General features: G+C 36.0%; 35 protein-coding genes and 1 pseudogene. 13 read left to right on the top strand and 23 right to left on the bottom strand.

Annotated features, from left to right (window positions below; translation table 11 throughout):
* Positions 1-11 precede the first annotated feature (11 nt).
* Genes spoIIIAB through AC0OM3_RS02595 form a run of 3 tightly spaced genes read right to left on the bottom strand, consistent with a single transcriptional unit; the run spans position 12 to position 1,756 of the window.
* Positions 12-527: a stage III sporulation protein SpoIIIAB gene (gene spoIIIAB / locus AC0OM3_RS02605; protein WP_000238702.1), complete on the bottom strand. Its 516-nt coding sequence runs from the start codon at positions 525-527 to the stop codon at positions 12-14.
* Positions 521-1,447 carry a stage III sporulation protein AA gene (gene spoIIIAA / locus AC0OM3_RS02600; protein ID WP_000665905.1) on the bottom strand — a complete coding sequence of 309 codons (927 nt, stop codon included), beginning with the start codon at positions 1,445-1,447 and terminating at the stop codon, positions 521-523. Before spoIIIAA ends, spoIIIAB begins: the two co-directional genes overlap by 7 nt.
* 27 nt (positions 1,448-1,474) lie before the next feature.
* Positions 1,475-1,756 (bottom strand): YqhV family protein, encoded by a 282-nt coding sequence (locus AC0OM3_RS02595; protein WP_000816050.1) that lies wholly within the window; start codon positions 1,754-1,756, stop codon positions 1,475-1,477.
* A 181-nt stretch (positions 1,757-1,937) separates the two neighbouring features.
* Here AC0OM3_RS02595 and AC0OM3_RS02590 point away from each other — a divergent pair, with 181 nt between their 5' ends.
* Together AC0OM3_RS02590 and AC0OM3_RS02585 are read left to right on the top strand one after the other, a co-directional pair.
* Positions 1,938-2,516 (top strand): GNAT family N-acetyltransferase, encoded by a 579-nt coding sequence (locus AC0OM3_RS02590; protein WP_001164982.1) that lies wholly within the window; start codon positions 1,938-1,940, stop codon positions 2,514-2,516.
* Positions 2,497-2,817 carry a hypothetical protein gene (locus AC0OM3_RS02585; RefSeq protein WP_474211045.1) on the top strand — a complete coding sequence of 107 codons (321 nt, stop codon included), beginning with the start codon at positions 2,497-2,499 and terminating at the stop codon, positions 2,815-2,817. The genes AC0OM3_RS02590 and AC0OM3_RS02585 overlap by 20 nt, the downstream gene beginning before the upstream one ends.
* Positions 2,818-2,852: 35 nt before the next feature.
* On the opposite strand, the gene efp is transcribed toward AC0OM3_RS02585, so the two are convergent.
* From efp to AC0OM3_RS02565, 4 genes are read right to left on the bottom strand one after another with little or no spacing between them, the layout of a single operon-like run.
* Positions 2,853-3,410: an elongation factor P gene (gene efp, locus AC0OM3_RS02580; RefSeq protein WP_000626510.1), complete on the bottom strand. Its 558-nt coding sequence runs from the start codon at positions 3,408-3,410 to the stop codon at positions 2,853-2,855.
* Between the two features lie 21 nt (positions 3,411-3,431).
* Entirely contained in the window at positions 3,432-4,493 is a 1,062-nt protein-coding gene (gene pepQ, locus AC0OM3_RS02575; protein WP_000411038.1) for a Xaa-Pro dipeptidase, read from the bottom strand.
* Positions 4,494-4,497: 4 nt separating this feature from the next.
* A complete protein-coding gene (gene aroQ / locus AC0OM3_RS02570; RefSeq protein ID WP_000757087.1) occupies positions 4,498-4,938 on the bottom strand; it encodes a type II 3-dehydroquinate dehydratase in 441 nt (146 codons plus the stop codon).
* Positions 4,939-4,990: 52 nt separating this feature from the next.
* Entirely contained in the window at positions 4,991-5,479 is a 489-nt protein-coding gene (locus AC0OM3_RS02565) for a YqhR family membrane protein (RefSeq protein ID WP_000076884.1), read from the bottom strand.
* A gap of 244 nt (positions 5,480-5,723) precedes the next feature.
* On the opposite strand from AC0OM3_RS02565, the gene AC0OM3_RS02560 reads away from it, so the two are divergent.
* Positions 5,724-6,644, top strand: a complete 921-nt coding sequence (locus AC0OM3_RS02560; protein ID WP_000807121.1) for a DUF1385 domain-containing protein — start codon at positions 5,724-5,726, stop codon at positions 6,642-6,644.
* A gap of 79 nt (positions 6,645-6,723) precedes the next feature.
* Positions 6,724-7,125, top strand: coding sequence for an SA1362 family protein (locus AC0OM3_RS02555; protein ID WP_001014460.1), 402 nt, complete (start codon positions 6,724-6,726; stop codon positions 7,123-7,125).
* Here the strand turns inward: AC0OM3_RS02555 and AC0OM3_RS02550 are convergent.
* The 3 genes from AC0OM3_RS02550 to splB all read right to left on the bottom strand — a co-directional run bounded on the left by AC0OM3_RS02550 (position 7,122) and on the right by splB (position 9,437).
* On the bottom strand, positions 7,122-7,784 hold the full coding sequence (locus tag AC0OM3_RS02550; RefSeq protein WP_474211044.1) for an HAD family hydrolase: 663 nt from the start codon (positions 7,782-7,784) through the stop codon (positions 7,122-7,124). The genes AC0OM3_RS02555 and AC0OM3_RS02550 overlap by 4 nt on opposite strands.
* 54 nt (positions 7,785-7,838) lie before the next feature.
* Positions 7,839-8,267, bottom strand: a complete 429-nt coding sequence (gene mntR, locus AC0OM3_RS02545) for a transcriptional regulator MntR (RefSeq protein WP_001143082.1) — start codon at positions 8,265-8,267, stop codon at positions 7,839-7,841.
* Positions 8,268-8,411: 144 nt separating this feature from the next.
* Entirely contained in the window at positions 8,412-9,437 is a 1,026-nt protein-coding gene (gene splB, locus AC0OM3_RS02540; protein ID WP_000802101.1) for a spore photoproduct lyase, read from the bottom strand.
* Between the two features lie 156 nt (positions 9,438-9,593).
* Between splB and AC0OM3_RS02535 the strand changes: the two genes are divergently transcribed.
* From AC0OM3_RS02535 to AC0OM3_RS02525, 3 genes are all read left to right on the top strand, one after another.
* The gene (locus AC0OM3_RS02535) at positions 9,594-9,911 is read left to right on the top strand and encodes a PadR family transcriptional regulator (protein WP_000556083.1); all 318 of its coding nucleotides are present in this window, start codon (positions 9,594-9,596) and stop codon (positions 9,909-9,911) included.
* A 5-nt stretch (positions 9,912-9,916) separates the two neighbouring features.
* Positions 9,917-10,588, top strand: a complete 672-nt coding sequence (locus tag AC0OM3_RS02530) for a DUF1129 family protein (RefSeq protein WP_000993575.1) — start codon at positions 9,917-9,919, stop codon at positions 10,586-10,588.
* Between the two features lie 201 nt (positions 10,589-10,789).
* On the top strand, positions 10,790-11,632 hold the full coding sequence (locus AC0OM3_RS02525) for a hypothetical protein (protein WP_000111903.1): 843 nt from the start codon (positions 10,790-10,792) through the stop codon (positions 11,630-11,632).
* A 27-nt stretch (positions 11,633-11,659) separates the two neighbouring features.
* Here the strand turns inward: AC0OM3_RS02525 and AC0OM3_RS02520 are convergent, their stop codons facing one another.
* The gene (locus AC0OM3_RS02520; protein WP_000514065.1) at positions 11,660-12,496 is read right to left on the bottom strand and encodes a lipoate--protein ligase family protein; all 837 of its coding nucleotides are present in this window, start codon (positions 12,494-12,496) and stop codon (positions 11,660-11,662) included.
* Positions 12,497-12,666: 170 nt separating this feature from the next.
* On the opposite strand from AC0OM3_RS02520, the gene AC0OM3_RS02515 reads away from it, so the two are divergent.
* The gene (locus AC0OM3_RS02515; protein ID WP_000108653.1) at positions 12,667-13,050 is read left to right on the top strand and encodes a rhodanese-like domain-containing protein; all 384 of its coding nucleotides are present in this window, start codon (positions 12,667-12,669) and stop codon (positions 13,048-13,050) included.
* Between the two features lie 40 nt (positions 13,051-13,090).
* Here the strand turns inward: AC0OM3_RS02515 and AC0OM3_RS02510 are convergent.
* A pseudogene (locus AC0OM3_RS02510) lies at positions 13,091-13,204 on the bottom strand (DNA polymerase III subunit delta); the annotation flags it as partial.
* Positions 13,205-13,389: 185 nt separating this feature from the next.
* On the opposite strand from AC0OM3_RS02510, the gene AC0OM3_RS02505 reads away from it, so the two are divergent.
* The 5 genes from AC0OM3_RS02505 to AC0OM3_RS02485 all read left to right on the top strand — a co-directional run bounded on the left by AC0OM3_RS02505 (position 13,390) and on the right by AC0OM3_RS02485 (position 16,038).
* The gene (locus AC0OM3_RS02505; RefSeq protein ID WP_001273977.1) at positions 13,390-14,367 is read left to right on the top strand and encodes a LacI family DNA-binding transcriptional regulator; all 978 of its coding nucleotides are present in this window, start codon (positions 13,390-13,392) and stop codon (positions 14,365-14,367) included.
* Between the two features lie 96 nt (positions 14,368-14,463).
* Complete coding sequence (locus AC0OM3_RS02500; RefSeq protein ID WP_002181118.1) at positions 14,464-15,045, top strand: TetR/AcrR family transcriptional regulator; 582 nt, start codon at positions 14,464-14,466, stop codon at positions 15,043-15,045.
* 71 nt (positions 15,046-15,116) lie between these two features.
* Entirely contained in the window at positions 15,117-15,449 is a 333-nt protein-coding gene (locus AC0OM3_RS02495) for a DMT family transporter (protein WP_000312354.1), read from the top strand.
* Between the two features lies 1 nt (position 15,450).
* Positions 15,451-15,765, top strand: a complete 315-nt coding sequence (locus tag AC0OM3_RS02490) for a DMT family transporter (RefSeq protein ID WP_000312623.1) — start codon at positions 15,451-15,453, stop codon at positions 15,763-15,765.
* Between the two features lie 15 nt (positions 15,766-15,780).
* The gene (locus tag AC0OM3_RS02485) at positions 15,781-16,038 is read left to right on the top strand and encodes a DUF3975 family protein (RefSeq protein ID WP_000265370.1); all 258 of its coding nucleotides are present in this window, start codon (positions 15,781-15,783) and stop codon (positions 16,036-16,038) included.
* Between the two features lie 16 nt (positions 16,039-16,054).
* Here AC0OM3_RS02485 and AC0OM3_RS02480 read toward each other — a convergent pair whose 3' ends face one another.
* The 11 genes from AC0OM3_RS02480 to gcvT all read right to left on the bottom strand — a co-directional run bounded on the left by AC0OM3_RS02480 (position 16,055) and on the right by gcvT (position 24,626).
* Positions 16,055-16,243, bottom strand: a complete 189-nt coding sequence (locus tag AC0OM3_RS02480) for a hypothetical protein (protein ID WP_002181117.1) — start codon at positions 16,241-16,243, stop codon at positions 16,055-16,057.
* 245 nt (positions 16,244-16,488) lie between these two features.
* Positions 16,489-17,082, bottom strand: a complete 594-nt coding sequence (locus tag AC0OM3_RS02475; protein WP_074593489.1) for an ABC-2 transporter permease — start codon at positions 17,080-17,082, stop codon at positions 16,489-16,491.
* A gap of 35 nt (positions 17,083-17,117) precedes the next feature.
* The gene (locus tag AC0OM3_RS02470; RefSeq protein WP_001186559.1) at positions 17,118-17,750 is read right to left on the bottom strand and encodes an ABC-2 transporter permease; all 633 of its coding nucleotides are present in this window, start codon (positions 17,748-17,750) and stop codon (positions 17,118-17,120) included.
* Positions 17,751-17,764: 14 nt separating this feature from the next.
* A complete protein-coding gene (locus tag AC0OM3_RS02465) occupies positions 17,765-18,433 on the bottom strand; it encodes an ABC-2 transporter permease (protein WP_001249561.1) in 669 nt (222 codons plus the stop codon).
* Positions 18,414-19,286, bottom strand: coding sequence for an ABC transporter ATP-binding protein (locus AC0OM3_RS02460; RefSeq protein WP_000891284.1), 873 nt, complete (start codon positions 19,284-19,286; stop codon positions 18,414-18,416). The genes AC0OM3_RS02465 and AC0OM3_RS02460 overlap by 20 nt, the downstream gene beginning before the upstream one ends.
* A 3-nt stretch (positions 19,287-19,289) precedes the next feature.
* Positions 19,290-19,664 (bottom strand): GntR family transcriptional regulator, encoded by a 375-nt coding sequence (locus AC0OM3_RS02455; RefSeq protein ID WP_001021358.1) that lies wholly within the window; start codon positions 19,662-19,664, stop codon positions 19,290-19,292.
* 116 nt (positions 19,665-19,780) lie between these two features.
* A complete protein-coding gene (locus AC0OM3_RS02450; RefSeq protein WP_000535936.1) occupies positions 19,781-19,972 on the bottom strand; it encodes a hypothetical protein in 192 nt (63 codons plus the stop codon).
* Between the two features lie 70 nt (positions 19,973-20,042).
* On the bottom strand, positions 20,043-20,246 hold the full coding sequence (locus AC0OM3_RS02445) for a DUF3929 family protein (protein ID WP_000262496.1): 204 nt from the start codon (positions 20,244-20,246) through the stop codon (positions 20,043-20,045).
* Positions 20,247-20,689: 443 nt separating this feature from the next.
* Positions 20,690-22,165, bottom strand: coding sequence for an aminomethyl-transferring glycine dehydrogenase subunit 2 (gene gcvPB, locus AC0OM3_RS02440; RefSeq protein ID WP_000795690.1), 1,476 nt, complete (start codon positions 22,163-22,165; stop codon positions 20,690-20,692).
* A complete protein-coding gene (gene gcvPA, locus AC0OM3_RS02435; protein WP_000903242.1) occupies positions 22,162-23,505 on the bottom strand; it encodes an aminomethyl-transferring glycine dehydrogenase subunit 1 in 1,344 nt (447 codons plus the stop codon). The genes gcvPB and gcvPA overlap by 4 nt, the downstream gene beginning before the upstream one ends.
* Positions 23,506-23,525: 20 nt before the next feature.
* Positions 23,526-24,626 (bottom strand): glycine cleavage system aminomethyltransferase GcvT, encoded by a 1,101-nt coding sequence (gene gcvT, locus AC0OM3_RS02430; RefSeq protein ID WP_000631774.1) that lies wholly within the window; start codon positions 24,624-24,626, stop codon positions 23,526-23,528.
* Between the last annotated feature and the right edge of the window lie 251 nt (positions 24,627-24,877).

Below are 24,877 nucleotides of genomic sequence, written 5' to 3'. Positions count from 1 at the left end.
CTTTCTCCCCCCTATAGCAGTAAAATTACAATTAGTAGCCCTGCTAGTACCCCTAAGCTCTTGATCATTTTTTCGTATTGCAGTTGTAAAGCTTTTGCTTCCTCTTCTTCTCTCTCCAAATGTGTAATACATAAGCGAATATGTTTTTGTTGTGATTCACGATCATGTTGCCCGAGAGTTTCACCAAATTGCTGCAGTATTTCATACTCGGTTTGTTGAAAAGCCGTCAACTTCCAATTCTCTTTCAAACTATCTATCCAAGCTTCCCTTACTGTTTGTTCTCCACTTTCTAGTTTTTTAGCGAAACTTTGAAATATCCAATTTAATGGCTTTGGCATTTGTTTAACTAATCGCTCGGCAGCCTCAGATAAAGGTGTGTGTCCATACATAATTTCTGCCTCTAATGATTGAAGTGCTGATTTTAATAACCTAAGTTGCCTAGGCCTCTCACTGTATCTTTTAGCGTACGAAAACCCGAAAAAGGTGCTGACCGCAACGATTAACACTGCACCAAATATTTTCACCATACGCCCTCAGCCTTTCTATTTGATAACACTGGTTTTCCATATTTATCTTTCACCTGCATAACCGTTCCTGGACCCCTCGCTTTTGACAACTCCACAAACCTATCAAATATACCAAGCTCTAGCACTGCCTTGAGCGATGGACGTCTCACAACATCCTCATAGGAAAATCCGTGTGCACTTATAAAAAGCTGAACACCTGCATGCACTGCCTCCATAATTGCTTCACTATCTTCTTTACGGCCAATTTCATCTACGATCAAAATATCAGGACTCATAGAACGAATCATCATCATCATTCCTTCTGCCTTTGGACATGCGTCTAACACATCGACTCGGGTACCAAAATCGTATTGCGGGATCCCTTTCACACAGCCAGCAATTTCTGACCGTTCATCAACAATCCCCACTTTACAGGAAGGAATTTCCGAAGCACTTACCCCTTGACTCATGCAACGTGCTACATCTCTTAAAAGTGTCGTTTTTCCTGTTTGGGGAGGGCCAATTACCATCGTGTTTAACCACCTTTTTTCATACAAATATGGCAAAAGCGGTTCAGCAATCCCTATTTTTTGACGAGCAATACGAATATTAAAGGAAGAGACATCACGAATCATTTTCACTGCGCTTTTTTCTGTAATGACTTTTCCTGCTAACCCGATTCTATGCCCCCCGCGAAGCGTCACATACCCACGTTTTAATTCCTCTTCCATCGTATAAATTGAGAATTGACTTAACTTATTCAATAAGTAAATAGCATCCTCTGCAGTAGTAATATAGTCATAAAAAAACACCTTTCCGTGTGCAATACACTCTAGCGGCCTTCCAATTCGAACACGAATTTCCTCTAAAGCATCGTATTGCTTACATTCTTCAATTAAGTACTTCATCGTTTTTGGTAAAACTTCTAATACCTCTTTCATCGGCTTCTCCCCACTATACTCGACTTACTATTTCAGTAATGCGATAAAAATACAGCAAATTCCAAGCGCTAGAAAAAAGAGCTTCAAGAAAGAAATTTCACTTGCTACACTCGCTATCCCAATTGTCATTGTTAAAATTAATACGGTAGGTCCAACAAACGCCAACATACCATTTATAAACAACGCTTTCTTCGCATCATTCACATAAAGCATAAGCAAAGCAGCAAATATCTCCGCACTACCTGAAAATAATCGAAGTGCTCCCATAACAAGCACAGATGTTTCCATTGCCGCTAGCCACTGTTTCATTCTTCCACCTTCTCCCGTAACAGTTACTAACTTCGTATTCTAAAAAAGAATATATTTGTACAACCATATGCAGAGGTTGTCTATTTCAGAAGTAAAAACATAATTTTTCTCTAAAGTCTGAATTATAATCTGAATATTCATATTATTTTATGGTATATTTAGTTTAAAAGGGGTATAAACCATGCAGCACGTCACTTTATTACCACTAGATTTATGCTATACAAATGTGATTTTCGAGCTATCAAATGATCTACATATAAAAAATGCATTGGGGATAACGGTAGAAAACATCGAAGATACGAAAGCATTTCTTCTTTTTGCAATAGAAGAAGAACGTCAAAAGAAATCCTTATCGAGAATGATTGTGAATGAAGAGGATGAAATAATTGGCCTCACCACACTTAAACATATTAATAATGAGAAGAAGCAATCTCACATTGGTAGTTGGCTTGGCTATCCGTACTGGGGAAAAGGCTATAACGAGGCTGCTAAAAAAGAAATCTTTAAAATCGCCTTTTTAGACTTACAACTTTCCTACGTATTTGCTGGTGCTAAAACGAATAATATCCGCTCATTAAAAGCACAAGAAAAACTACCTTATATTTCATTGCATGTGGAAAACAAGTTTCCAGATGAACACGCTGCACTAGAGAAAGAAGTAAAGTCACCTTGCTCTCTGCATGTCGTGTCACGTGAAAATTTTTTAAACTGGTTGAAATTACAGAATGAGGAGGAAAAATATGAAGGCATTGAAAGTTAGTTTAACCGTTGTAGTAGAATTAGCTCTTATTTATCTTTTTTCATTATTGGTCGGTTGGTCATTTATAGAGACCTTTTTCCTTGGTAGTTTAGCAATATTTGCAATTATGTGGTTAATTATTATAAGTAACCATAGAAATAACATTACAGATCACGCAATAAGTAAAACATTAACTGGCGTTGAGACTGGCGAAATAAAACCATTTCAAATTGTTTTGACTCCATCTATTATGGGTACTCTTTCACTTGTTTTAGTCAGTTTTATAATAACAGCTATTTACTATCTACCCTATTTCCTATAAAAAAGCACTCGTGAATTATCACGAGTGCTTTTCTACTATGCACGAGAAACGTATTTACCTTCACCAGTGTTGATGATAAGCATTTCGCCTTCGTTAATGAAGATTGGTACTTGTACAACAAGACCAGTTTCTAATGTAGCTGGTTTTGTTACGTTAGAAGCAGTATCACCTTTAATACCAGGCTCTGTTTCTGTAACTTGTAATTCAACTGTGTTTGGAAGTTCAACACCAAGTACTTCGCCTTGGTAAGTCATGATTGCTACTTCCATGTTTTCTTTTAGGAATTTAAGCTCGCGCTCGATTTGGTTTTCACCAAGTTCGATTTGCTCATAAGTTCCGTTATCCATAAATACGTGAGCCTCACCGCTTGCGTATAAGTATTGCATACGACGGTTTTCGATGTGTGCTTTTTCTACTTTCTCGCCTGCACGGAATGTTTTCTCTTGAACAGAACCTGTGCGAAGGTTACGTAGTTTAGAACGAACGAATGCAGCACCTTTACCTGGCTTTACGTGTTGGAAATCAAGTACTTGCCAAAGGCCATTATCCACTGCAATTGTTAAACCTGTACGAAAATCGTTTACTGAAATCATGTAAAAAAATCCTCCTGTATGTTACAAAATAATAAGTTCTTTTGGTGATTTCGTAATTACTTCATTACCTTCACTTGTTACAATGATATCATCTTCAATACGTACGCCGCCAATACCTGGAATATAAATACCTGGTTCTACTGTTACAGCCATACCTGGTTCAAGAACTGTATCAGAACGGAACGCTAAACCTGGTGCTTCATGGATTTCAAGACCGATTCCATGGCCAGTAGAGTGTCCGAAGTATTCACCGTATCCTTTTTCCGTTATGTAATCGCGCGTTAACGCATCCGCTTCACGGCCTGTTAAACCAGCTTTAATACCGTTCACACCACGTAGTTGTGCTTCTAAAACGATATTATAAATTTCTTTCAATTTATCAGATGGTTCACCAACTGCAATCGTACGAGTAATATCAGAACAATATCCTTTATAATAAGCGCCGAAGTCTAATGTAACGAAATCTCCTGTTTCTATCACTTTTTCAGATGCCACGCCGTGCGGTAATGCCGAACGAAGACCTGAAGCAACGATAATATCAAACGAAGAAGATGTTGCTCCTTGTTTTCTCATGAAAAATTCAAGTTCATTTGACACTTCAATTTCAGATACTCCCGGGCGAATGAATGATAGAATATGCTCAAAGGCAGCATCTGCAATCTGTGCAGCTTCCTTTAATATCTTAATCTCTGAATCAGTCTTTATCAAGCGTAACTTTTCTACAAGGCCAGAAGTCGGGATAAATTCAGCATCAATCGCTTCCTTATGCACTGAATAAGAACTATATGTAAGAGTATCTTGCTCAAAACCAAGCTTTTGAATTCCAAGCTCTTTCACTTGCTTTGCCACTTCATCAATGATCAATCCTGCGTGCTGCACAATCTCATATCCAACCGCTTGTTTACTTGCCTGCTCGACATAACGGAAATCTGTAATAAATTGAGCACGATCTTTTGAAATAAGAACAACACCAGCTGTTCCTGTGAAGTTAGCCATATATCTACGACTATGTTCATTTGTTAACAAAATACCGTCAATACCAGCCTCATCAAATGCACTTCGTAATCTTTCGATTTTCTCCATTACTTTATGCCTCCCTCAATTTCTCCATTAATGCAAATAACGCTAACTTATAGCCATAAAAACCAAATCCAACAATTTGTCCCGCACAAACAGCTGCCGTCACAGATTCATGACGGAACGACTCACGCTGGTGAATGTTAGAAATATGTACTTCAATAACAGGAATCGAAATGCTCGCAATTGCATCTCGAATCGCATAGCTATAATGTGTAAATGCTCCAGGATTTAAAATGATCCCTTCATATATATCTTCCGCCTCATGAATACGATCGATAATCGCACCTTCATGATTCGATTGGAAACATTCTAACTCCACTCCCATTGTTTCTGCTTCTTGCTTCATATCTGCTTCAAGTGTCGCTAGCGTGCCCTTTCCATATACATTTACCTCACGAACACCAAGGCGATTTAGGTTAGGACCGTTTACGAGGAGTACCTTTTTCATATGCTTAAAACTCCTTATTATTAAATGTCTATACAACATTTTAACATAGGAGTTACTTATTTGAATAGTTTGTCTTCTCTTCCCCTTCTCGCTCGGCCTTATTGGTATTTACTGCGTAAGAAACAGAGTAGGCTATAAACACACCATACAATATAAAAATGCATATGGTCGTCACAATTGTTTCTTTCGGTAAATGGAGTGCACTTTTAATAGCAGGAGCCATTAAACCCATCCCCAAAAACAGTAGTGCCCACCAAAATAGCCCATAAATAATTCCCGCTATAATCCCTTCAAACTTCGCAAAAAATGCTTTATACAAAAAGGCAATCAAAATTGAAAGAAGTCCCATACACACTATTCCGGACACATTGCCCCATACACCCTCTTTCCAACTTCCAAACGCAAATGGTAAAAGGAAATAATTTGGTCCCGCCTCCGTGAATGAAAATATATGAAGGAAATACCATATTCCGCCCCAAAAGATTCCACCAAACAAACCAATCTGCACAAAATTCCTTGTTCCTAATTGTTCTTGACTCACATCAACACCTCCGCTCAATAGTATGCCCGAAACTATTTTGAAGCATGTTTAAATACTGCGAAATTTGTCTATAAAAAGAATAAGAAATGTCCGACTCTCATAACATTTTCACTTGTCATCTACTTGTATTTGCCGATAAAATAAAGGAAACTCGGTGATTGTCTTATTTCAAAACGACAGAACCCAGTATGACAATTGCCTCTTTTTCTACATAAGAGAGAAACAAATACAGGTTGGTGTTAACATGGCAGAAGAGTCAAAACAAATATATGGCGGGCAAGCGGTCATAGAAGGAGTTATGTTTGGCGGTAGAGAATATACTGTTACAGCGGTTCGTCGTAAAGATAAATCGATTGAATTTTATCGATTACCACGCGTTCGTAATAAAGTACTATCTACCCTAAAAAAAATTCCATTTTTACGAGGGATTGCCGCTATTGTGGATGCAAGTGCGAATGGAGCAAAGCATTTAAACTTCGCTTCAGAACGATTTGACGTCCACCCAGAAGATGATGAACAAATTGCAAATAAAAAAGAAGAACAATCAAAATTAACGATGGTATTAGGAGTTGCAGCTGTTGGCGTTTTATCTTTTATATTCGGTAAAGTCATTTTCACAGCAGTTCCTGCACTATTAGCTGAATTAACGAGACCGATTTTCCCATCTCATACTGGGCAAATCATTGTCGAAAGTGTCATTAAGCTCATGCTATTATTGAGCTATATATACTTTATTTCTTTAACCCCACTTATTAAGCGGGTATTTCAGTATCACGGTGCAGAGCATAAGGTAATCAATGCTTACGAGAATAACCTTCCTCTGACTGTAGAAAACGTTCAAAAGCAAACTCGTCTCCATTATAGATGCGGCAGTAGCTTTATTATATTTACAGTCATTATTGGAATGTTCGTTTATTTCCTAGTCCCTACAGACCCTCTTTGGGCACGAGTTATAAACCGAATTTTATTAATTCCAGTTGTACTTGGTATTTCTTTTGAAGTATTGCAATTTACAAATCGATTAAGAGATATTCCCGTATTACGCGTACTTGGATATCCTGGGTTATGGCTACAACTATTAACAACGAAAGAACCAACAGATGACCAAGTGGAAGTAGCAATTGCATCGTTTGAAGAATTATTACGTTTAGAGAACAAACAATAATTATTTAAAAATGGTGTTCAACTCCTTTCCTCATCGTTAATATACTAATTTTAATATACGTTTTTAGGAGGTGTCCCTTATGAACGGTCGTTCGTTTACTTTCGCTATATTTGTGCTTATTATCGGATTGGCAATATTCGGCCTTGTTTCATCTGTTATTACAAATCCCATGGGTGTATTAAGAAATATCGGGTACATGTTACTTGTTGTCGGTATCTTTTACTTGCTATACAAGATGTTTACAAATTCCAGTGGTTCTGCAAATTCGCAAAGCTCATATAAGCGTGCGGCAAAACAATCGAACCGCAAACATGGGAAACAAAATGTAGCACCCCTAGGCAATTCTTTCTTTAAGTCAAATACTTCTAATGACAAAATTAAAAAAGGGAATTCTTCCACTTTGAAACGAAAAAGAAAACAGTCTCATTTAACTGTCATTGAAGGCAAAAAAAGCAAAAAGAAAGACCGTGCTTCCTTTTAGGAAGTACGGTCTTTTTTTATACTTTGAAGCACTTCTTTTAAACTTTTCTCTTTCATACTTTCAATTCGAAGATGATGATTTTCAAATGGTAAATTCCGCGTCACATCATTAGGTACCACAATGCACGTTAATCCCGCTGCAACTGCTGCTCTCAATCCATTTAATGAATCTTCAAATACAACAGCTTCAGACGGCTTAATTCCTAATTCTTCTATTGCAACTCGATAAAGAGCTGGATCTGGTTTTACCTTCTTAACATCTTCTCTCGTTTTAATTACTTCAAAATATTCTCGAATTTGTAGTTCTTCTAAAAAATGAATAACCCATTCTCTAGACGAACTAGAAGCTAGTGCGATTTTTAATGCCATTTCTTTCGCTTCTTCTAAATATTCTTTTACCCCATCACGAGCTTTTGGTATTTTCATTTTCTCTTTATGTAAAGTTGCCACTTTTTCTTTTAATGCACTTTTGTTAAAATTCTCTTTTAATTGATCATTTAAATATGCATAAAGTACCTCATCTGTTGTTCCAATGCATTTCGCAAATTCCTCTAAAGGTAGTTCCCCGCCGTATTCACGAACAGCATCTCTGAAAGAGTGAAACCATATCGTTTCTGTGTCCACAATTAATCCATCAAAATCAAAAATAATTGCTTTCATAATTCTCCCATCCTTTTCGAATTGAAATAAAAAAGGAAACGCCATACGTTCCCCTTAATTACTTTTCTCTTCATTTGCTCTTTGAACACCGCGAAGTGTTTCCACTCGGACTGCATCTTGTTCAAAGTATTGCACTAAATCACCAATGCGATCAATCGCTTCCCAACTTAAATGATGTTCAATTCCTTCTACATCATTGTAAATTTTACCTTCATCCACACCGATAATACGCATAAATTGCTCTAGCAAATCATGACGATATACGAGACGTTCTCCGATTTTTTTACCTTTTGTTGTTAATACAAGCCCTCTATATTTTTCATAAATTAGATATTCATCTTTGTCTAATTTTTGCACCATTTTTGTTACAGAGGATGGATGTACACTAAGCGCTTCAGCAATATCAGATACGCGGGCATAACCCTTTTCATCAATCAACAAATAAATTTGTTCAATATAATCTTCCATACTAGGGGTAGGCATCGGTTTCCTCCATCCAAGTTCATTTTGCTTATTCCGTACGAAGCAATCAATAAAATGATACACCAGAAAGAATAACGTGACAAGGTGGAAACGAGCCTAAATATATAAAACAAAAAAGAATCTGTATTTGCATACAGACTCCCCTTAAGTAAAATATTGTATTTCGGCATTAGGGAAAAACTCATTTATATAACCTCTTATCGTTTCTTCCAATACTGTTGCATCATCCTTTTTATATACATATTTTCCGATGCCATATCGTCCCCATTTATACTTTCGCTTCTCTTCATCCATTTCAAGCTTCGTATTTGGATAACGCTCTTGAATAACCTTTTTCGCTGGTTTCGTAAAACGATGCTGAATTAATTCAAACGTTAAATTTGGTATCGTCATATCTTTCAGCGCATTGTACAGTCGCTCAAATAGTTCACGATATCCTTCTTCCCATCCTTCATGCATATAAAGTGGCGCGACTATAAAACCAAGTGGATAACCTGCACCTGCTACTTTACGCGCCGCCTCTATTCGCTCCTCAAACGGCGATGTCCCTGGTTCAAAATTTTTAATTACATATCGTGAATTTATACTAAACCTGAAACGAGTTTTCCCATTATGTTTTGCATCTAATAAATGATCAACGTGCGAATATTTCGTTACGAAACGTAAGCGCCCATGTTCACTTTCTCCAATGAATTCAATCGCCCGCTTTAATGCATGTGTTAAATGGTCAATCCCAACAATGTCTGATGTACACGCTGCTTCAAATCTTGTTATTTCAGGTGCCCTTTCATCCATATATTGCTTTGCCTTCTCAAATATTTCATCAAGATTGACATACACACGAACGTAAGGCTTACTCCCAAGTGTCGTTTGCAAATAGCAATAATGACAATGTCCCATACACCCTGTTGCGAGCGGAATTGCATATTCAGCTGACGGTTTTGACGTATCAAACTTTAGCGTCTTCCTTACTCCAACAACAAGTGTAGCCTTTGCATTACGATACTTTTGCAAATCATTTTCTCCTGGCAAATTTCTAATTTGATTATGTGATGTCGTTTCACGAATTTCTAATCCCATCTTCGTAAACTTCTCATAAAGCTCTTTTCCAAGTGGATATTCAAGTGCCTTCGGTTCAAAGTAAACGAGTTTTGGCATAAATGGTTTCATACGCTTCCCTCCTCTTGTTAGTATGAGGAACGCGGAAAAATTAAAACACATTAAAGTTTTCCACTTCAGTAACTCGCATTGCAAGTTACTGGATGTTATAATTTGGATAACAGCTACCTTGCAACGCAAGTTACCTGAGTAAAAGGTGGTGAAATCATGCACAGCCAAATGTTAAAAGGTGTACTAGAAGGTTGCATCCTATACATCATTTCACAAGAAGAAGTGTACGGATATGAACTGAGCACAAAATTAAATAAACATGGCTTTACATTCGTAAGCGAAGGAAGCATCTACCCTTTATTATTACGTATGCAAAAAGAAAAATTGATCGAAGGAACATTAAAAGCTTCCTCACTCGGTCCAAAGCGAAAATATTATCACGTAACCGATAAAGGGTTAGAACAACTTGAAGAATTTAAACAAAGTTGGGGAATGGTTTCTACTACGGTAAATAACTTATTACAGGGGGAGTGATGGGGATGAATGCACAAGACATGATTGAATTGAATAATAAAAAACGTGAGTTTCTAACTTCCGAAAACGAAGCTGCTTATGGCGATATGTTAGTATATCTTCGAATATCAAACGTACCTGAGCAACAAATGGAGGAACTGTTACTAGAAATATTAGATCACCTCATCGAAGCACAAACAGAAAATAAAAGCGCTTATGACATTTTCGGTAGTGATTTACAATCTTATTGCGATGAACTTATATCAGCTTTACCAGCCCAAACAAAATTAGAAAAAACTTCTTTAATCGGTTTTGTTGTTAGCTTACTTCTTGCTATACAGTTTGGCATAAATGCAATTATTTCATTTTTTATGTTTCTCTTTGAAAAAAACAATACATTATCAAGTCCGCCTTTTAGCATCCTTGGAACTACTTTGTCTGTTTCAATAATTATACTAGGTATACTATTTATTTTATATTTATTAAAGCGTTACTCATTTAATCAGAAAATGAATTGGAAAAGAAGAATTCTATTTGGATTCGCATTTGCTACTCCATTTTGTTCCGCTGTATTCTTAAATATTTATTTCCAAAAGCAACCTTATCTCATTTATCATCTAAACTTTTGGCAAAATGCTTTAATTGCTATCTTATTTTTTATTTTATATAAATTACTATATAAAAAATCAAATTTTTAACAGCCCTTCAAAAGGCTGTTTTTTCTTCTGTCTAATTTTACAAATTGAAAAATTTCATAAAGAAAATAAGAAAAATGCAAAATAATTAAAGTTAATTGTTGACGTGATGCTTTTATTATCGGTATCATAAATCTTCGTGAGCAATTATTTTTCGTTATACGATTTTTTTATTATTACTGAATTTTTGAGAGGAGAAATTAGATGTCAGTTAAGAAGAAAACGCAAGTACGCACCGGCAAAATGGTACGTGAACTAATGTTAGCAGACGAAGATGTAAATGCTTCGCTAATTATGGTATATAGTGAAAACGGTGTAAACGCAGAAATTAAAATCGAGGGCTTAACGCCGAAATGTAACGAAGAATTATTTTTGAGCGGAAACGTGGATTGGAACAAGAGTGTTATTTATAAAATTGTTGATTTCACTGGAAACGCTGAAGTTGGTAAAGTTACATTAACAGCGATGAACAAAAACAATGTTTCTCTAGAAATTGAACGCGTTATGTGGAGTAAAGAAAATAAAGAAGCTGCCGAGCAAGAAGAAACACGGGTAGAAGCAGCACCGAAAAAAGAAGTAGTTGTAGAAGCTCCAAAAGCAATTACACCTGCTCCTAAGCCTGTTACGCGGGTGGAAACACCTGCTATGGCACCTAAGCCTACTCCGGTACCGACACCGAAGCCAGTAAGCGTAGAAGCAGCTGTAGAACTAGCAACTCCAGCGCCTGTGAAAAAAGCAGTCCCTACTCCAGTTACAAAGCAAGAGACAGCACCGGTTGCTCCTGCAAAACCGAAGCAGCCTGCTTTGACTGAAACAAATTCAAAACTACAAGAAAATTATGTTAAACTCGTGAAAAAGACAATTGAAGTTTGTCAAGATTACGAGCTTGGCATCGACATAGATGATTCTATTGAAAGCTTAAAAGAAGAACTACAAAACCAAGGTATTAGCGTTACATTTGACAAAGAAATTATGGACGTTGTAAGTCGCCTTCGTTCTTTACAAGATAAAGGAATCAAAGTAGAAAAAGTACTTAATTTACTATAAAAAATAAGAGATGGCAATTGCCATCTCTTATTTTTTATAGTTCCACTCATTACTTTCATACTTTTCTTTCGCTAACGTTTGAACTTCATGTAACTGTTCTTCTGTTAATTCATATGGAACAAGTTCTATATCTAATCCTTCTTCAAAGCCAACTTCAAACGCTTTAATTAACTGTTCTATCGTAAATGTACGGTCTGTTAATTCATTAATTGCTACTGCTTTAGAAGAGAACATACTCTTCATACGTTCCTTCACACGTTCATTTGGGAATAAAAATAGATCATATAGTTCATCTAAATCAATTTCTAATGGAATCGATCCATGCTGTAAAATAACACCTTTTTGACGTGTTTGAGCACTACCAGCAATTTTTCGTCCTTCCACTACAATTTCATACCAAGATGGTGCATCAAAACATACGCCTGAACGTGGATTTTTTAAATTTTCACGATCTGCTTCTGTTTTTGGAACTGCATAATAGGCTTCTAACCCTAATGCCTTAAAACCATCTAATAAACCTTGCGAAATAACACGATACGCTTCTGTAACTGTTTTCGGCATGTTCGGATGATCTTCAGACACAATAACACTATACGTTAACTCTTTGTCATGTAGTACCCCCCTGCCGCCTGTTTGACGACGAACGAATCCATATTTCTTTTCGTTAACTACATCCATATTAATATCTTTTTCAACACGTTGAAAATATCCAACTGTTAATGTTGGTACTTCCCATTCATAAAAACGAATTGTTGGTGGCATTTTCTTGTCACTTTGCCAATTTAACAAACATTCATCTAACGCCATATTAAATGCCGGTGAACATTGACCAGAGTTAATATAACACCATTTTTCTTTTCCCATCCTGCACCTCATATAACCAATTATTTTTCACATTCTCTAGTCTACCAAATTCGACAAAATTTGTGAAAGAATACGAAATTTCTTCTTATATGCAAATGAATCTGTTGCATAAATACATATGGGCATTATAATATTGAAAGTAGGATAAGAAAAAAGGGAGCGATAGAATCGTGTCAACAACTTGGATTATTTTATTAGCCGTAATCGTAGCATTTATCGGCTACACTGTATGGATGTACTTCTATCAGAAAAAATTAATTAAAACTCTTACAGAAGAAGAATTTCGCGCTGGCTACCGTAAAGCACAGCTTATCGATATTCGTGAAGCAGACGAATATAACGCAGGGCATATTTTAGGTGCACGTAACATTCCGTTATCACAAATTCGCCTTCGCCATAAAGAACTTCGTCAAGATCAACCTGTTTACTTATATTGCCAAAGCGGATTCCGTACAGGTCGTGCAGCGCAATACTTAAAAAAACAAGGCTACAAAGATTTCTACCAATTACAAGGTGGATTTAAATCTTGGACAGGCAAAATTAAAAAGAAATAATAACATACAAAAAACTAGCTGAATAAATCAGCTAGTTTTTTCATTTCATCTTATTCACAATGTATAATAAACTCTGCTTGATTACCTTTTCATCGTTCTCTTCTACATTCCGATATAGCAGGCGATATTCAATGCCTTTCTCTTTCCACGTTATTCTCACACATTTTGACAACACTTTTTGCAAACAAAAAAGACCCCTATTATTCTTACGCCCAAGTGAAAAGGTTACGCGAATAAAAAGAAGTCTTATTAATACCATAGTTTGTGAAAAGCTTTTCAGGTCAAGATTTTTTCTTTCTTATTATTTTCCCTTTATAATAAGGGAAAGAGGTGATACATATGGCCAATATAAAACAAATTGCTAAAACTGCTGGTGTATCGATATCAACTGTTTCTCGTGTCCTGAATAATCACCCTTACGTAAAAGAAGAAAAGCGTAAGCGTGTTCTAGATGCTGTTGAAGAATTAAACTACGCAAAAAATATAAATGCTGTCCATTTAATAAAAGGGAAAACATATACAATTGGCGTTATGCTTCCTTTCATTAACCTCCCCTACTTCAGTACGATTATTGAAGGAATCGGAAACGAAGCGTTATTAGCTGGGTATCATATTAATTTATGTCAAACGAATTACGATAGCATTGAAGAAATTCGTGTTCTTGAAATGATGAAAATGAAACAATTTGATGGGATGATTATTTGCTCCCGAACGAGCTCTTGGGAACAAATCGAACCTTTTGCAAAATTTGCCCCTATTATTTCATGTGAAAAAATGAAGCATCCCCTCATTTCATCCATCTACGTAGATCATTATGAAGGTTTCCGTCTCGGTACTGCCTATTTACTAAGTAGAGGCCATGAAAAAATCGGAATTTGTTTAGCAAGAAAAACAAGTGTAAATTCCATGGAGCGCGAAAAAGCATTCGCCGATACACTTCGTAACGAAGGGAAAACGTTGCATCCTGAATGGATTTTCCACCAATGCTATACAATGCAGGATGGTGCACAAGTACTCCATCGTATTGTAAACATGAAAAATCGTCCAACTGCTATTTTTACAGCGAACGATCAAGTTGCAGCTGGTTTATTAACAGAGGCTCGAAAACATGGCATTCGAGTACCTGAAGACCTTGCTATCCTTGGATTTGATAATCATGAAATTTCAAAGGCATTAGAAATTTCCACAATTGAACATCCCGGTCTCGCAATGGGCTCACATGCTTTTTCTTTATTCCATAAGCAGATCCAAAGCGAGCAAATTGTCGGCAGTGCAAAAGAGCTTTCATTCCATTTAATTGAGCGAGAGACTGTCTAAAAAGAGCGTTACCTATAACGCTCTTTTTCAGCTTTTCACCTATTGACTTTATATTTTCCATCTCATATAATGAACCTAACGAACGTTAGGTAGGGGATGAAAATGACAGCAAACCGCATTAAAGCTGTAGCACTTTCTCATTTCGCACGCTACGGCTACGAAGGAACTTCATTAGCAAATATTGCTCAAGAAGTTGGGATTAAAAAGCCATCGATTTACGCACACTTTAAAGGAAAAGAAGAGCTATATTTTATATGCTTAGAATCCGCTCTTCAAAAAGATTTACAAAGCTTCACTGACGATATCGAAAAATTTTCAAATTCGTCTACTGAAGAATTGCTCTTACAATTACTAAAGGGCTACGCAAAACGATTTGGTGAAAGTGAAGAATCAATGTTTTGGTTACGAACTTCTTATTTTCCGCCTGATGCATTTCGCGAACAAATTATCGAAAAAGCGAATGCGCACATTGAAAACGTCGGAAAACTTTTATTCCCTATATTTAAACAGGCAAACGAGCAAAGTGAACTGCATAACATTGAAGTGAAAGACGCTCTAGAAGCTTTTCTATGCTTACTGGACGGACTTATGGTTGAACTACTATTCGCAGGTTTAAATCGCTTTGAGACTCGTTTAAACGCCTCTTGGCAAGTATTTTGGCGAGGCCTTTCAAACTGACGGATTGCTCCTTTGCAATGCGTCGTTTTTAAGCCCTTTACCTAACGACTGGTAGGAAGGAGAAATGACAAATGGCATGGATTTATGTAATCTTAGCTGGTATTATTGAAATCTTTTGGGTGATTGGATTAAAACACGCGGAAGCACCACTTCAATGGGCTGGTGTTGCTCTATTAATTACAATTAGTTTCGTCTTATTATTTAGAGCTTATAAAGATTTACCTGTCGGCACTGTATACGCAGTCTTTACAGGTATTGGAGCTGGTGGAATCGTTCTTACTGAGATTTTCGTTTTCGGAGAACCTTTCTCTATCGTAAAAGTTTTATTAATCGGTTTAATCTTCTTCGGAGTAATTGGTTTAAAACGAGTAACAGAAGAAAAAGAAGCGAAGGAGGCCGCATAAAATGGCTTGGGTATTTTTAATTCTAGCTGGTATTTGTGAAATTATTGGTGTACTCTTTATGAAAGTAGCCACTGAAAAGAAAGGCTGGGCACCAAAAGTTATCTTAATCGCTAACTTCGGCGTAAGCTTCTTCTTCTTATCCCTTGCGATGAACACATTACCGATGGGAACTGCTTACGCGATTTGGACTGGAATCGGAACTGCCGGAAGTGCACTTCTAGGCATTCTCATTTTCCGAGAATCAGCGGATTGGCGTCGTCTTGCTTTCTTAAGCTGCATTCTATGCGGCGCTGTTGGCTTAAAACTATTAAGCTAACGTGAGGTGAATGTCATGTGGAAAGAAAAAGGAAAGAAAATATTAGCATGGATCACACTTGGTATCGTCATTCTATTACAAATAAGTTTTCATATAATAGAATCATTGTTTCATAAAGTATTATCCATTCTCACATTCCTTCCTAACATGACACTTGAAATTATATCGATTGTTTGGTCCATTATCGCCTCCATTGCAATCGTCATTATATGGAGTATCGCCAAACTATGGAATAAGTTATTAAAAAAGGACAGTACTTCTGAAAAAGAATAACTGTCCTTTTTTATATTCATTCAGACTTTCTGTAGAAGTTAGATGTGATAAGACAAAACAGACCAATTATAACAATACTTATACCAATTGCTTTATGCAAATTAGGAAACGGTGATGGTATGTCTGAATAAAAATTTGCTAATATGAGACCGATTGAAACGAAAAGTACCCCTATTCTATATAACCATTTTCTTTTGTCCATCATTCTCCCCTCCTAAAATTTTTCATACACTCCTTTCTTTTGGACATACTACCTAAAAAAGGAGTGAATAATATGCAAAATTCTATACATAAGCAAATCCTATTTTTATTTTTCCTCTTTCTTATTCTCGTTATCGTTTTCAGCTTTATATTACATACTCCGAAAGATGTGCCAAATAGCGTTTCTTTTTATAAACTACTGCTCTCGTATTGTCGTTATTGAAGAAGGTGCCTTTTATAGGGCACCTTTTAAAATTCTCTTTTTTCATATATTTTTACTGAAACAAAGATAGATGCTATGAACATACACATTGAACTAATGAATAACAAGCTGTTGTATAGTTGAATTTGTTCTAAGTTAATTTGAAACAAAGCTTCTAAAACAACTATCGGTGCCATGAATATTACTATCGTAATGAAAATGGTTTTCTTATACCCTAGCCAAAAGGATATTGGTAAAACAAAACTTAAATACAATAAAATAAAGCTAATACTAGCAACCATTGTCGTTTCAATAAATTCAAATAAGTTAACCCCGCTCTTCATTCCCATCGTGAAACAACCGACCGTTACACTTATAAAAAGAATAATAATTGCTACTATATATTTCGCATACACAATTTGTTTTCTCAATATTGGTAAACTATTTACTATAACTTCACTCTCATTTTTACTATCTGCTTCAAATGTTTTTACTGTTGCCCCAATTGTAATAATTACTGACATAATGATGAACAAATTTTCCGTATCTGTTAAGGCCATATAAAAGAAAACAGGATACAATATGTACCAAATTAAAAATTTCCATTGAATGATGAAATCTTTTAAAATTAGTGGCTTGATCATGTATTACCCCTCCTAATATGAAAATGTCCCTTCTATAACTCTGCCTCCTGAAACATTTTCATTGAGAGAAACATTGATATGACTATACTTACTAACACTCCGATACCAAGAACACCCATTGCTTGTGTAGCCTCTTGAGAGTGAAGTACTTTTAACATAATTGTTTTATCACCAAAAATATTGCACATAAGACCAATCATACCCATTAAAGGAAAAAGCATAATCAAATTCAAGACAGTAATAGCTTTATATCCCCCAATGTAATTAGTCGGTATCGTTACTGCACAATAAATCAAAGTTGCTACTATTGCTGAAAATATTGCATATCCAGGCATAACTATATCTCTGTTCAATAAAATATTTCCTAATATTACGACTATAAAAGTTACACTCAAACCAGCCATAATAAATAATGTACTTGAAATATATTTAGCTATAATTATCTCTTTTCTCGTTATAGGCAAACTCACTAATACTTTTTCTGCCTTACTTTTCTCGTCATAATAAAAAGAAATATATATAATCGTACTACATGTTATAAATAATCCTATTGCAATCCCCATTGGTTCGACGGAATTCTTAAAAATAGATAAAATGGGTATTAAAAAATAGAAAGGAAACATCTTCTTCTGTAAGAAAAACTCCTTCAAAATCAACTGTTGCATATGAACTCTCCTCTCTATAAATCACACGTTTCATAAATTTTAATTGTAAGAAACATAGAAGCGATATAGACACTAGCTAATATCATTCCTCCAACTATAAATACACCAATATGTACTGGATTCATAATCCACTCACTGAATGAAGATGTTGTTTCATTCAGTCCATCACTAATAAATATCCAAAGAATTACACCCACTCCTATTGATGCTGCTGATACTATACTTCTTACTACCTTCGATTTTGTACCATAATAACTAGGAAAAAACGTGACAACAAAAAATGTGGCATAAACAGCTCCATTTATGACTTCATACCATGGAATTTCAATGTATAGATTAGTATGATATACACCGATATCACTAATAATCACAATACCTCTTATAAGAAAAACAACTAACATCGTAGAGATCATGCCACCTACAATGAATATTGCACAGGAAATATATCTAGCAATTATGATTTCCTTTCGACTTACCGGTAAACTATTTATAACAATGTCACTTTTATTTCTTTCATCCATAACGGTTAACGTCATAACCGATGAAAAGGTTATAAATAGACAACTCATTGGAAATAACAATTCACCACTTGCATCTAACATAAAGAACAAAAGGGGCATAACAAAATTCACTAACCACATAACCCGAAAAAAGAACAAATCTTTATATACGAGCTGACGCATAGGCACCTCTCCCTTTCGCAGTGTAAACGATGATATCGTCTAATGTAGGCTTTTCTATTACAACCTCATTTCCAAACCAATCGATAATTGCTTGTTTATCCTTCGCTAAACCTTCAAAACCAAATTTATTTTTTCGTAATCCAACAAATAGTTCTTTTCCTTCTTGATCTAATAAATCATTGCTTCCCTTTACGATTACGTAGTTCTCCATTAATTCATCTTTTTCACCAGTAAATATAATCTCTCCATCATTGATGAACGTAATATAATCTGCAATGCGCTCTAAGTCTGTTGTAATGTGTGTTGAGAATAATACAGATACTTCATCTTCCATTACAATTTCTTGCAACATATCAAGTAATTCACTTCGGACAACTGGATCTAATCCTGCTGTCGGTTCATCCATAATAATGAATTCAGCATGATGTGAAAGCGCGATTGCAATCGCAAACTTCATTTTCATCCCTTTAGATAGCTCTTTAATTTTTTTATACTTTGGAACTTGTAATCTGTGCATATACGATTGGTATTGATTTTCGTCCCACTTTTTATATAACGGTGCAATAATACGTTTCATTTGTTCACACGTTAAATCTTCGTAGTAATGATTTTCATCATATACAAAGCCGATATTTTGTTTTATGTCCTTTCCGGCTTTCTTATTGTCTTTGCCAAAAATTTTTATATAGCCGCTATCTTTTCTAATTAAATTCATAATCATTTTGATCGTCGTACTTTTTCCGGCCCCATTCGGTCCGACAAACCCCATAATATATCCGCGTGGCAGTGTAAAACTTATATTTTCCACTGCGAAATCTTCATAACTTTTACAAACGTTTTTTAGCTCTAACACCCTTTATTCCCCCTCATATAAACACGCAATCATCTGCTGTAAATCTTCAAGTGAAAGCTGCAACGCTTTACTTTCATTTACAACCTCTTCCGCTTTACTTTCCAATAGACGAAGCCTTTGTTCTTTTAGTAGTTCATTATTTTTACGTGAAACATAAGTCCCCTTCCCAGCAACAGTTTCTATATATCCTTCTTTTTCAAGCTCCTCGTACGCACGCTTCGTTGTAATTACACTAATTTGTAATTCCTTCGCTAAGCTACGAATAGACGGTAATTGGTCTCCACCCTTTAAACCACCATTTAAAATAAGCTGGCTTAATTGTTTTCTTATTTGTACATAAATAGGGTCTTGGGAAGAATTCGAAATAATAATATTCATGTTTTCCTCCAGTGTGTATATACTGTATATACCTTATATATACAGTATATACACACCATCCTATTTTTGGCAAGAAAAAAAGACCAACATTGCCCTGTTGGTCTTTCGTATATGTATCACTTTTCAAAGCGATCTAACATCTCGTCTCTCATTCCGAAACTTACTACTGCAATTCCTATATACATAAACAGAAGGAATGCCGGATGAACCGTGTTGTACCAGCTGCTGTCAACGATTAAGTAAACCGTTAATGCCACAACAAGAACAAACGCTAAGATAAACATATAAAAGTGTCTTGTACTACCCATGATAAACTCCTCTCTTCTCACTTCACCATTCAACAGTTTATTTTATCGAATAATTGGATATGACTCAAGGTTAACTTTCTGTTATGTAATCAAGTTCCACCTTTACAATATCCTCACATGCTATTGAAATGATTGTTCCTTGTTTATCAATCGCCGTCACTTCTCTATTATCCATTACACGATTTGCTACTCTTTCTAACACTTTTCCTTGGTCTCGATAGCAAAATTCTTTTACATCTTTAATTGTTTCTCCATTTTCTAAATGGTATACCATTCTATAACATCGATATCCCACACTTTCACCCCCGTCTTGCTCGTTTTTTCACATATACATAAAAATGAGTAATCTTTGCCTCATCACACCTTCTTAATTTCAATAAAATTCTAACAAAAATAAATACTTTTATCAAACCGACTTTTTCAACAAAACTACCTATAAAACTACATCTTTACACCATTAGGAAACAAAAAATATAATTTTTCAACATTTTCTTCACTATTTCTGCATAAAGTGAAACTTTAATCAGTGGGGATTTTTGTTCATCTCCACTGATTATTAGTTGAACCAATCGGGCATTAACGGACAGTTTATCTCCCACCTGACTTCTTTGCACCAGCTAAGTTTTGAGTTGGGAGTTTACTGTCCGTTAATGCGGGACAAATTCTCCATACAAAAAAAGAACTCGCATATAGCGAGTTCTTCCTTTGTTATTCTAATCAAACTTGTACAGGAGCTGGCTTTTCATAACGTAAAACTGGTTTACGTGCAGCCATCGTTTCGTCTAAACGTTTAATGACTGTCGTATGCGGTGCTTCTTGTACAACTTCTGGATTTTCTTCTACTTCTTTAGCGATTTGAATCATCTTATCAATGAAACCATCTAATGTTTCTTTTGATTCTGTTTCTGTCGGCTCAATCATAATACATTCTTCCACATTTAATGGGAAGTAAATTGTTGGTGGATGGTAACCGAAATCAAGCAGACGTTTTGCAATATCTAATGTACGTACACCAAGTTTCTTTTGACGACGACCTGATAATACAAATTCATGCTTACAATGTCTATCGAATGGAAGATCGTAGAATGGTGCTAATCTTCTCATCATATAGTTCGCATTTAATACAGCATACTCAGTTACTGCACGCAAGCCATCTGGACCCATAGAGCGAATATACGTGTATGCACGAACGTTAATTCCGAAGTTACCATAGAATGGTTTCACACGACCAATTGCTTCTGGGCGGTCGTAGTTGAAGTGATAACCATTTTCCGTTTTCTCTAAAATCGGTTTTGGTAAGTACGGAATTAAATCAGCTTTCACACCTACTGGACCAGAACCTGGGCCACCACCGCCGTGAGGACCTGTAAATGTTTTATGAAGGTTTAAATGCACAACGTCAAATCCCATATCTCCTGGGCGTGCTTGGCTTAATACCGCATTTAAGTTTGCACCATCATAGTATAATTTACCGCCTGCATTATGGACGATTTCTGCCATTTCTAAAATATTTTCTTCGAATAGACCTAATGTATTAGGATTTGTTAACATAAGTGCTGCTGTTTCTTCGTTTACAACACGTTTTAAATCTTCTAAGTCAACAAGACCATGTTCATTTGATTTTACTGTAATTGTTTCAAAACCAGCTACAGTTGCAGATGCTGGATTCGTTCCGTGAGCAGAGTCAGGAACAATTACTTTCGTACGGTTAAAATCACCATTTGCTTCATGGTATGCACGAATTAACATTAACCCTGTCCATTCTCCGTGTGCACCAGCTGCTGGTTGTAATGTAACAGTATCCATACCTGTAATTTCAATTAAATGCTCTTGTAAGTCGTACATTAATTCCATTGCACCTTGTACTGTCTTTTCATCTTGCAGTGGATGAATATTTGCAAATCCTGCGAAACGAGCTACATTCTCATTAATTTTCGGATTATATTTCATCGTACAAGATCCAAGTGGATAGAATCCAGAATCAACACCGTGGTTACGGTTTGAAAGTGCTGTATAATGGCGCATAATATCAAGTTCAGATACTTCTGGTAGCTCCGCATCTTCTACTCGAATATAATCGCTCTCAAATACATCTTCTAGTTTCACTTCTTCTACATCTAATTTTGGTAGGCTATATCCTATGCGTCCTTCTTTACTCACTTCAAAGATAAGTGCTTGGTCTTGGTTCTTCATTGGATAGCCCCCATTTCGTTTACAAGTGTGTCAATTTCCTCTTTTGTTCGAAGCTCAGTTACTGCTACAAGCATATGGTTTTCATGCTCTTTATAATCACGGCCTAGGTCGTAACCGCCGATAATATTCTTTTGTAATAATGCATCGTTTACTTCTTTCACTGGACGTTTGCAATCTACAACAAACTCATTGAAGAATGGTCCAGAAAATGTTACTGTGAAGCCTTTCGCTTCAAATTGACGTTTGGCATATTGTGCTTTAGAAATGTTTTGACGTGCCATTTCCTTCACACCTTGTTTGCCAAGTGCCGTCATTGCAACAGAAGCTGCTAATGCATTTAACGCTTGGTTTGAACAAATGTTAGATGTCGCTTTATCACGACGAATATGCTGTTCACGTGCTTGTAACGTTAATACAAATCCACGTTTACCATCTGAATCTACAGTTTGTCCAACAAGACGTCCTGGAATTTTACGCATAAATGCTTTCGTTGTTGCAAAGTAACCACAGTGCGGTCCACCAAACTGCGTTGGAATACCGAATGGTTGTGCATCACCGATTACAATATCAGCACCAAATTTCCCTGGTGGTGTTAATGCGCCTAATGATAATGGATTTGAAGAAACGATAAATAATGATTTTTGTTGATGAACGATTTTTTCAATATCAGCTAATTTTTCAACTTGTCCGAAGAAGTTTGGATATTGAACGATTACACAAGCAACTGTATCATCTACTTCACTTTGTAATACGTCTAAATCTGTTACACCATCTTTATGATTAATTTCAACAACTTCAAGATTTTGACCTTTTGCATACGTTTCAAGTACTGCTCTTGATTCTGGATGAACCGCACTAGATACAAGAATTTTCTTTTTGCGAGTATGGCCAGCTGCTAACATTGCCGCTTCAGCTAAAGCTGTTCCCCCGTCATACATAGAAGAGTTTGCTACATCCATTCCTGTTAATTCACAAATCATTGTTTGGAATTCAAAGATTGCTTGTAATTCCCCTTGTGAAATTTCTGGTTGGTATGGTGTGTAAGCTGTATAAAATTCTGAGCGAGAAATAACATGATCTACAATTACTGGAGCGTAATGATCGTATACGCCTGCTCCTAAGAAAGAAGCGTATTCTTTTAAGTTAGCATTTTTACTAGCCATTTGAGATAGCTCTTTTAAAAGCTCTGGCTCTGATTTTGCTTCTTTAATTTTTAAATCCCCTTTAAAACGAACACTCTCTGGAATATCAGAGAATAATTCATCGATCGTTTGAACACCGATCGTTTGTAACATTTCTTTTTTGTCTTCTTCTGTCATTGGAAGATAACGATGCAACATGAAATCTACCCCTCTCCCCGTTACTTTGAACGTTTGTAAAATGGTGTTGGAACAACTACTGCTTTGACGCGTTTATTACGAATTTCAATTTCTACTTCTGTATCAACTGCTGCGTATTTTACATCAATTAGTGCTAAACCAATGCTTTTCTTTAACGTTGGAGATTGTGTACCACTCGTTACTTCCCCAATTTTTTCTTCACCAATAAATACAGGGTAATGCGTACGAGGAATTCCACGTTCGATTACTTCGATGCCGACTAATTTACGAGGCGCACCGTTTTCTTTTTGCTCTTTTAACGTTGCTTTTCCAAAGAAGTCTGCTTCTTTATTTGTTTTTACCGCAAAGCCAATTCCAGCCTCAATCGGTGTAATATCTTTTGATAATTCTTGTCCATAAAGTGGTAATGTTGCTTCGAATCGAAGTGTATCACGAGCACCTAAACCACATGCTTTTAAGCCCTCTTCTGCTCCAACTTCAAGAAGTTTCTCCCAAAGTTTTGCAGCATCTTCACTCTTACAATAAATTTCGAATCCATCTTCACCTGTGTAACCTGTACGAGATACAAGTGTTGGAATTCCATCTACAAGAATATCGTTTTTAAATTTAAAGAACTTAATTTCTTTCAAATCTTCTGACACAACTTTTTGTAAAATGCCTTCTGCTTTTGGTCCTTGAATTGCAAGCTGTGCAACTTCACTAGAAACATTGACTACTGTCGCATCGCCAATTACATGACTTGCTAACCATTCGTAATCTTTCTCGATATTTGATGCATTGATTACTAATAAATAGTCTTCTTCACCACGTTTGTAGATTAATAAATCATCTACTGTACCACCATTTTCGTAGCACATAGCTGTATATTGTGCGCCCCCTACCTTTAAGGTAGATACGTCATTTGTAACAACACGTTGTAAAAATGCTAAACTATCTACACCTTTTACCTCAACTTCTCCCATATGAGACACATCGAACAAACCCGCAGCTGTACGTACAGCTTCGTGTTCTTCTTTAATGCTTGAAAATTGAACTGGTAATTCCCAACCACCGAAGTCGATTGTTTTCCCACCATACTTCGCGTATACATCAAATAACGGTGTACGTTGTAATGTAATCATGCTCTCTCCCCCTTATGCTTTGACAAATCAATAAAAGTTGCTTCCCTTTTCTAAACATTTTCATTCTGAAAAGATAGGATATACGGAATCTCATTATATTTTTTTATGAAAGCGTAAATAAAAAATCACTTTCTTGGATAAAATACGAAAGATTCCACACATTTCACACCATTATCCTAACATCATTCGCTATATTTCATCAATATTCTAGCATAAAAAATAATTTAGAATTTTTTATGTTAAAACACAAT

It is taken from the genome of Bacillus sp. FAU20, assembly GCF_056033865.1.
Note: the sequence above shows the minus strand (reverse complement) of the source record. Positions and strands in the feature narration are given on the sequence as shown.

What these genes read in the sequence shown, in the direction of transcription:
- gcvPB (WP_000795690.1), bottom strand. Translation starts at nt 22,165, where the DNA reads ATGAAGAACCAAGACCAAGCACTTATCTTTGAAGTGAGTAAAGAAGGA.
- AC0OM3_RS02555 (WP_001014460.1), top strand. Translation starts at nt 6,724, where the DNA reads ATGAACGGTCGTTCGTTTACTTTCGCTATATTTGTGCTTATTATCGGA.
- AC0OM3_RS02450 (WP_000535936.1), bottom strand. Translation starts at nt 19,972, where the DNA reads ATGGGTAGTACAAGACACTTTTATATGTTTATCTTAGCGTTTGTTCTT.
- AC0OM3_RS02470 (WP_001186559.1), bottom strand. Translation starts at nt 17,750, where the DNA reads ATGCAACAGTTGATTTTGAAGGAGTTTTTCTTACAGAAGAAGATGTTT.
- aroQ (WP_000757087.1), bottom strand. Translation starts at nt 4,938, where the DNA reads ATGAAAAAGGTACTCCTCGTAAACGGTCCTAACCTAAATCGCCTTGGT.
- spoIIIAA (WP_000665905.1), bottom strand. Translation starts at nt 1,447, where the DNA reads ATGAAAGAGGTATTAGAAGTTTTACCAAAAACGATGAAGTACTTAATT.
- AC0OM3_RS02490 (WP_000312623.1), top strand. Translation starts at nt 15,451, where the DNA reads ATGGCTTGGGTATTTTTAATTCTAGCTGGTATTTGTGAAATTATTGGT.
- AC0OM3_RS02480 (WP_002181117.1), bottom strand. Translation starts at nt 16,243, where the DNA reads ATGATGGACAAAAGAAAATGGTTATATAGAATAGGGGTACTTTTCGTT.
- pepQ (WP_000411038.1), bottom strand. Translation starts at nt 4,493, where the DNA reads ATGGAGAAAATCGAAAGATTACGAAGTGCATTTGATGAGGCTGGTATT.
- AC0OM3_RS02520 (WP_000514065.1), bottom strand. Translation starts at nt 12,496, where the DNA reads ATGGGAAAAGAAAAATGGTGTTATATTAACTCTGGTCAATGTTCACCG.
- mntR (WP_001143082.1), bottom strand. Translation starts at nt 8,267, where the DNA reads ATGCCTACCCCTAGTATGGAAGATTATATTGAACAAATTTATTTGTTG.
- splB (WP_000802101.1), bottom strand. Translation starts at nt 9,437, where the DNA reads ATGAAACCATTTATGCCAAAACTCGTTTACTTTGAACCGAAGGCACTT.
- AC0OM3_RS02465 (WP_001249561.1), bottom strand. Translation starts at nt 18,433, where the DNA reads ATGCGTCAGCTCGTATATAAAGATTTGTTCTTTTTTCGGGTTATGTGG.
- AC0OM3_RS02595 (WP_000816050.1), bottom strand. Translation starts at nt 1,756, where the DNA reads ATGAAACAGTGGCTAGCGGCAATGGAAACATCTGTGCTTGTTATGGGA.
- AC0OM3_RS02485 (WP_000265370.1), top strand. Translation starts at nt 15,781, where the DNA reads ATGTGGAAAGAAAAAGGAAAGAAAATATTAGCATGGATCACACTTGGT.
- efp (WP_000626510.1), bottom strand. Translation starts at nt 3,410, where the DNA reads ATGATTTCAGTAAACGATTTTCGTACAGGTTTAACAATTGCAGTGGAT.
- AC0OM3_RS02495 (WP_000312354.1), top strand. Translation starts at nt 15,117, where the DNA reads ATGGCATGGATTTATGTAATCTTAGCTGGTATTATTGAAATCTTTTGG.
- spoIIIAB (WP_000238702.1), bottom strand. Translation starts at nt 527, where the DNA reads ATGGTGAAAATATTTGGTGCAGTGTTAATCGTTGCGGTCAGCACCTTT.
- AC0OM3_RS02535 (WP_000556083.1), top strand. Translation starts at nt 9,594, where the DNA reads ATGCACAGCCAAATGTTAAAAGGTGTACTAGAAGGTTGCATCCTATAC.
- AC0OM3_RS02505 (WP_001273977.1), top strand. Translation starts at nt 13,390, where the DNA reads ATGGCCAATATAAAACAAATTGCTAAAACTGCTGGTGTATCGATATCA.
- AC0OM3_RS02455 (WP_001021358.1), bottom strand. Translation starts at nt 19,664, where the DNA reads ATGAATATTATTATTTCGAATTCTTCCCAAGACCCTATTTATGTACAA.
- AC0OM3_RS02445 (WP_000262496.1), bottom strand. Translation starts at nt 20,246, where the DNA reads ATGGTATACCATTTAGAAAATGGAGAAACAATTAAAGATGTAAAAGAA.
- AC0OM3_RS02500 (WP_002181118.1), top strand. Translation starts at nt 14,464, where the DNA reads ATGAAAATGACAGCAAACCGCATTAAAGCTGTAGCACTTTCTCATTTC.
- gcvT (WP_000631774.1), bottom strand. Translation starts at nt 24,626, where the DNA reads ATGATTACATTACAACGTACACCGTTATTTGATGTATACGCGAAGTAT.
- AC0OM3_RS02525 (WP_000111903.1), top strand. Translation starts at nt 10,790, where the DNA reads ATGTCAGTTAAGAAGAAAACGCAAGTACGCACCGGCAAAATGGTACGT.
- AC0OM3_RS02590 (WP_001164982.1), top strand. Translation starts at nt 1,938, where the DNA reads ATGCAGCACGTCACTTTATTACCACTAGATTTATGCTATACAAATGTG.
- AC0OM3_RS02585 (WP_474211045.1), top strand. Translation starts at nt 2,497, where the DNA reads ATGAAGGCATTGAAAGTTAGTTTAACCGTTGTAGTAGAATTAGCTCTT.
- gcvPA (WP_000903242.1), bottom strand. Translation starts at nt 23,505, where the DNA reads ATGTTGCATCGTTATCTTCCAATGACAGAAGAAGACAAAAAAGAAATG.
- AC0OM3_RS02560 (WP_000807121.1), top strand. Translation starts at nt 5,724, where the DNA reads ATGGCAGAAGAGTCAAAACAAATATATGGCGGGCAAGCGGTCATAGAA.
- AC0OM3_RS02550 (WP_474211044.1), bottom strand. Translation starts at nt 7,784, where the DNA reads ATGAAAGCAATTATTTTTGATTTTGATGGATTAATTGTGGACACAGAA.
- AC0OM3_RS02530 (WP_000993575.1), top strand. Translation starts at nt 9,917, where the DNA reads ATGAATGCACAAGACATGATTGAATTGAATAATAAAAAACGTGAGTTT.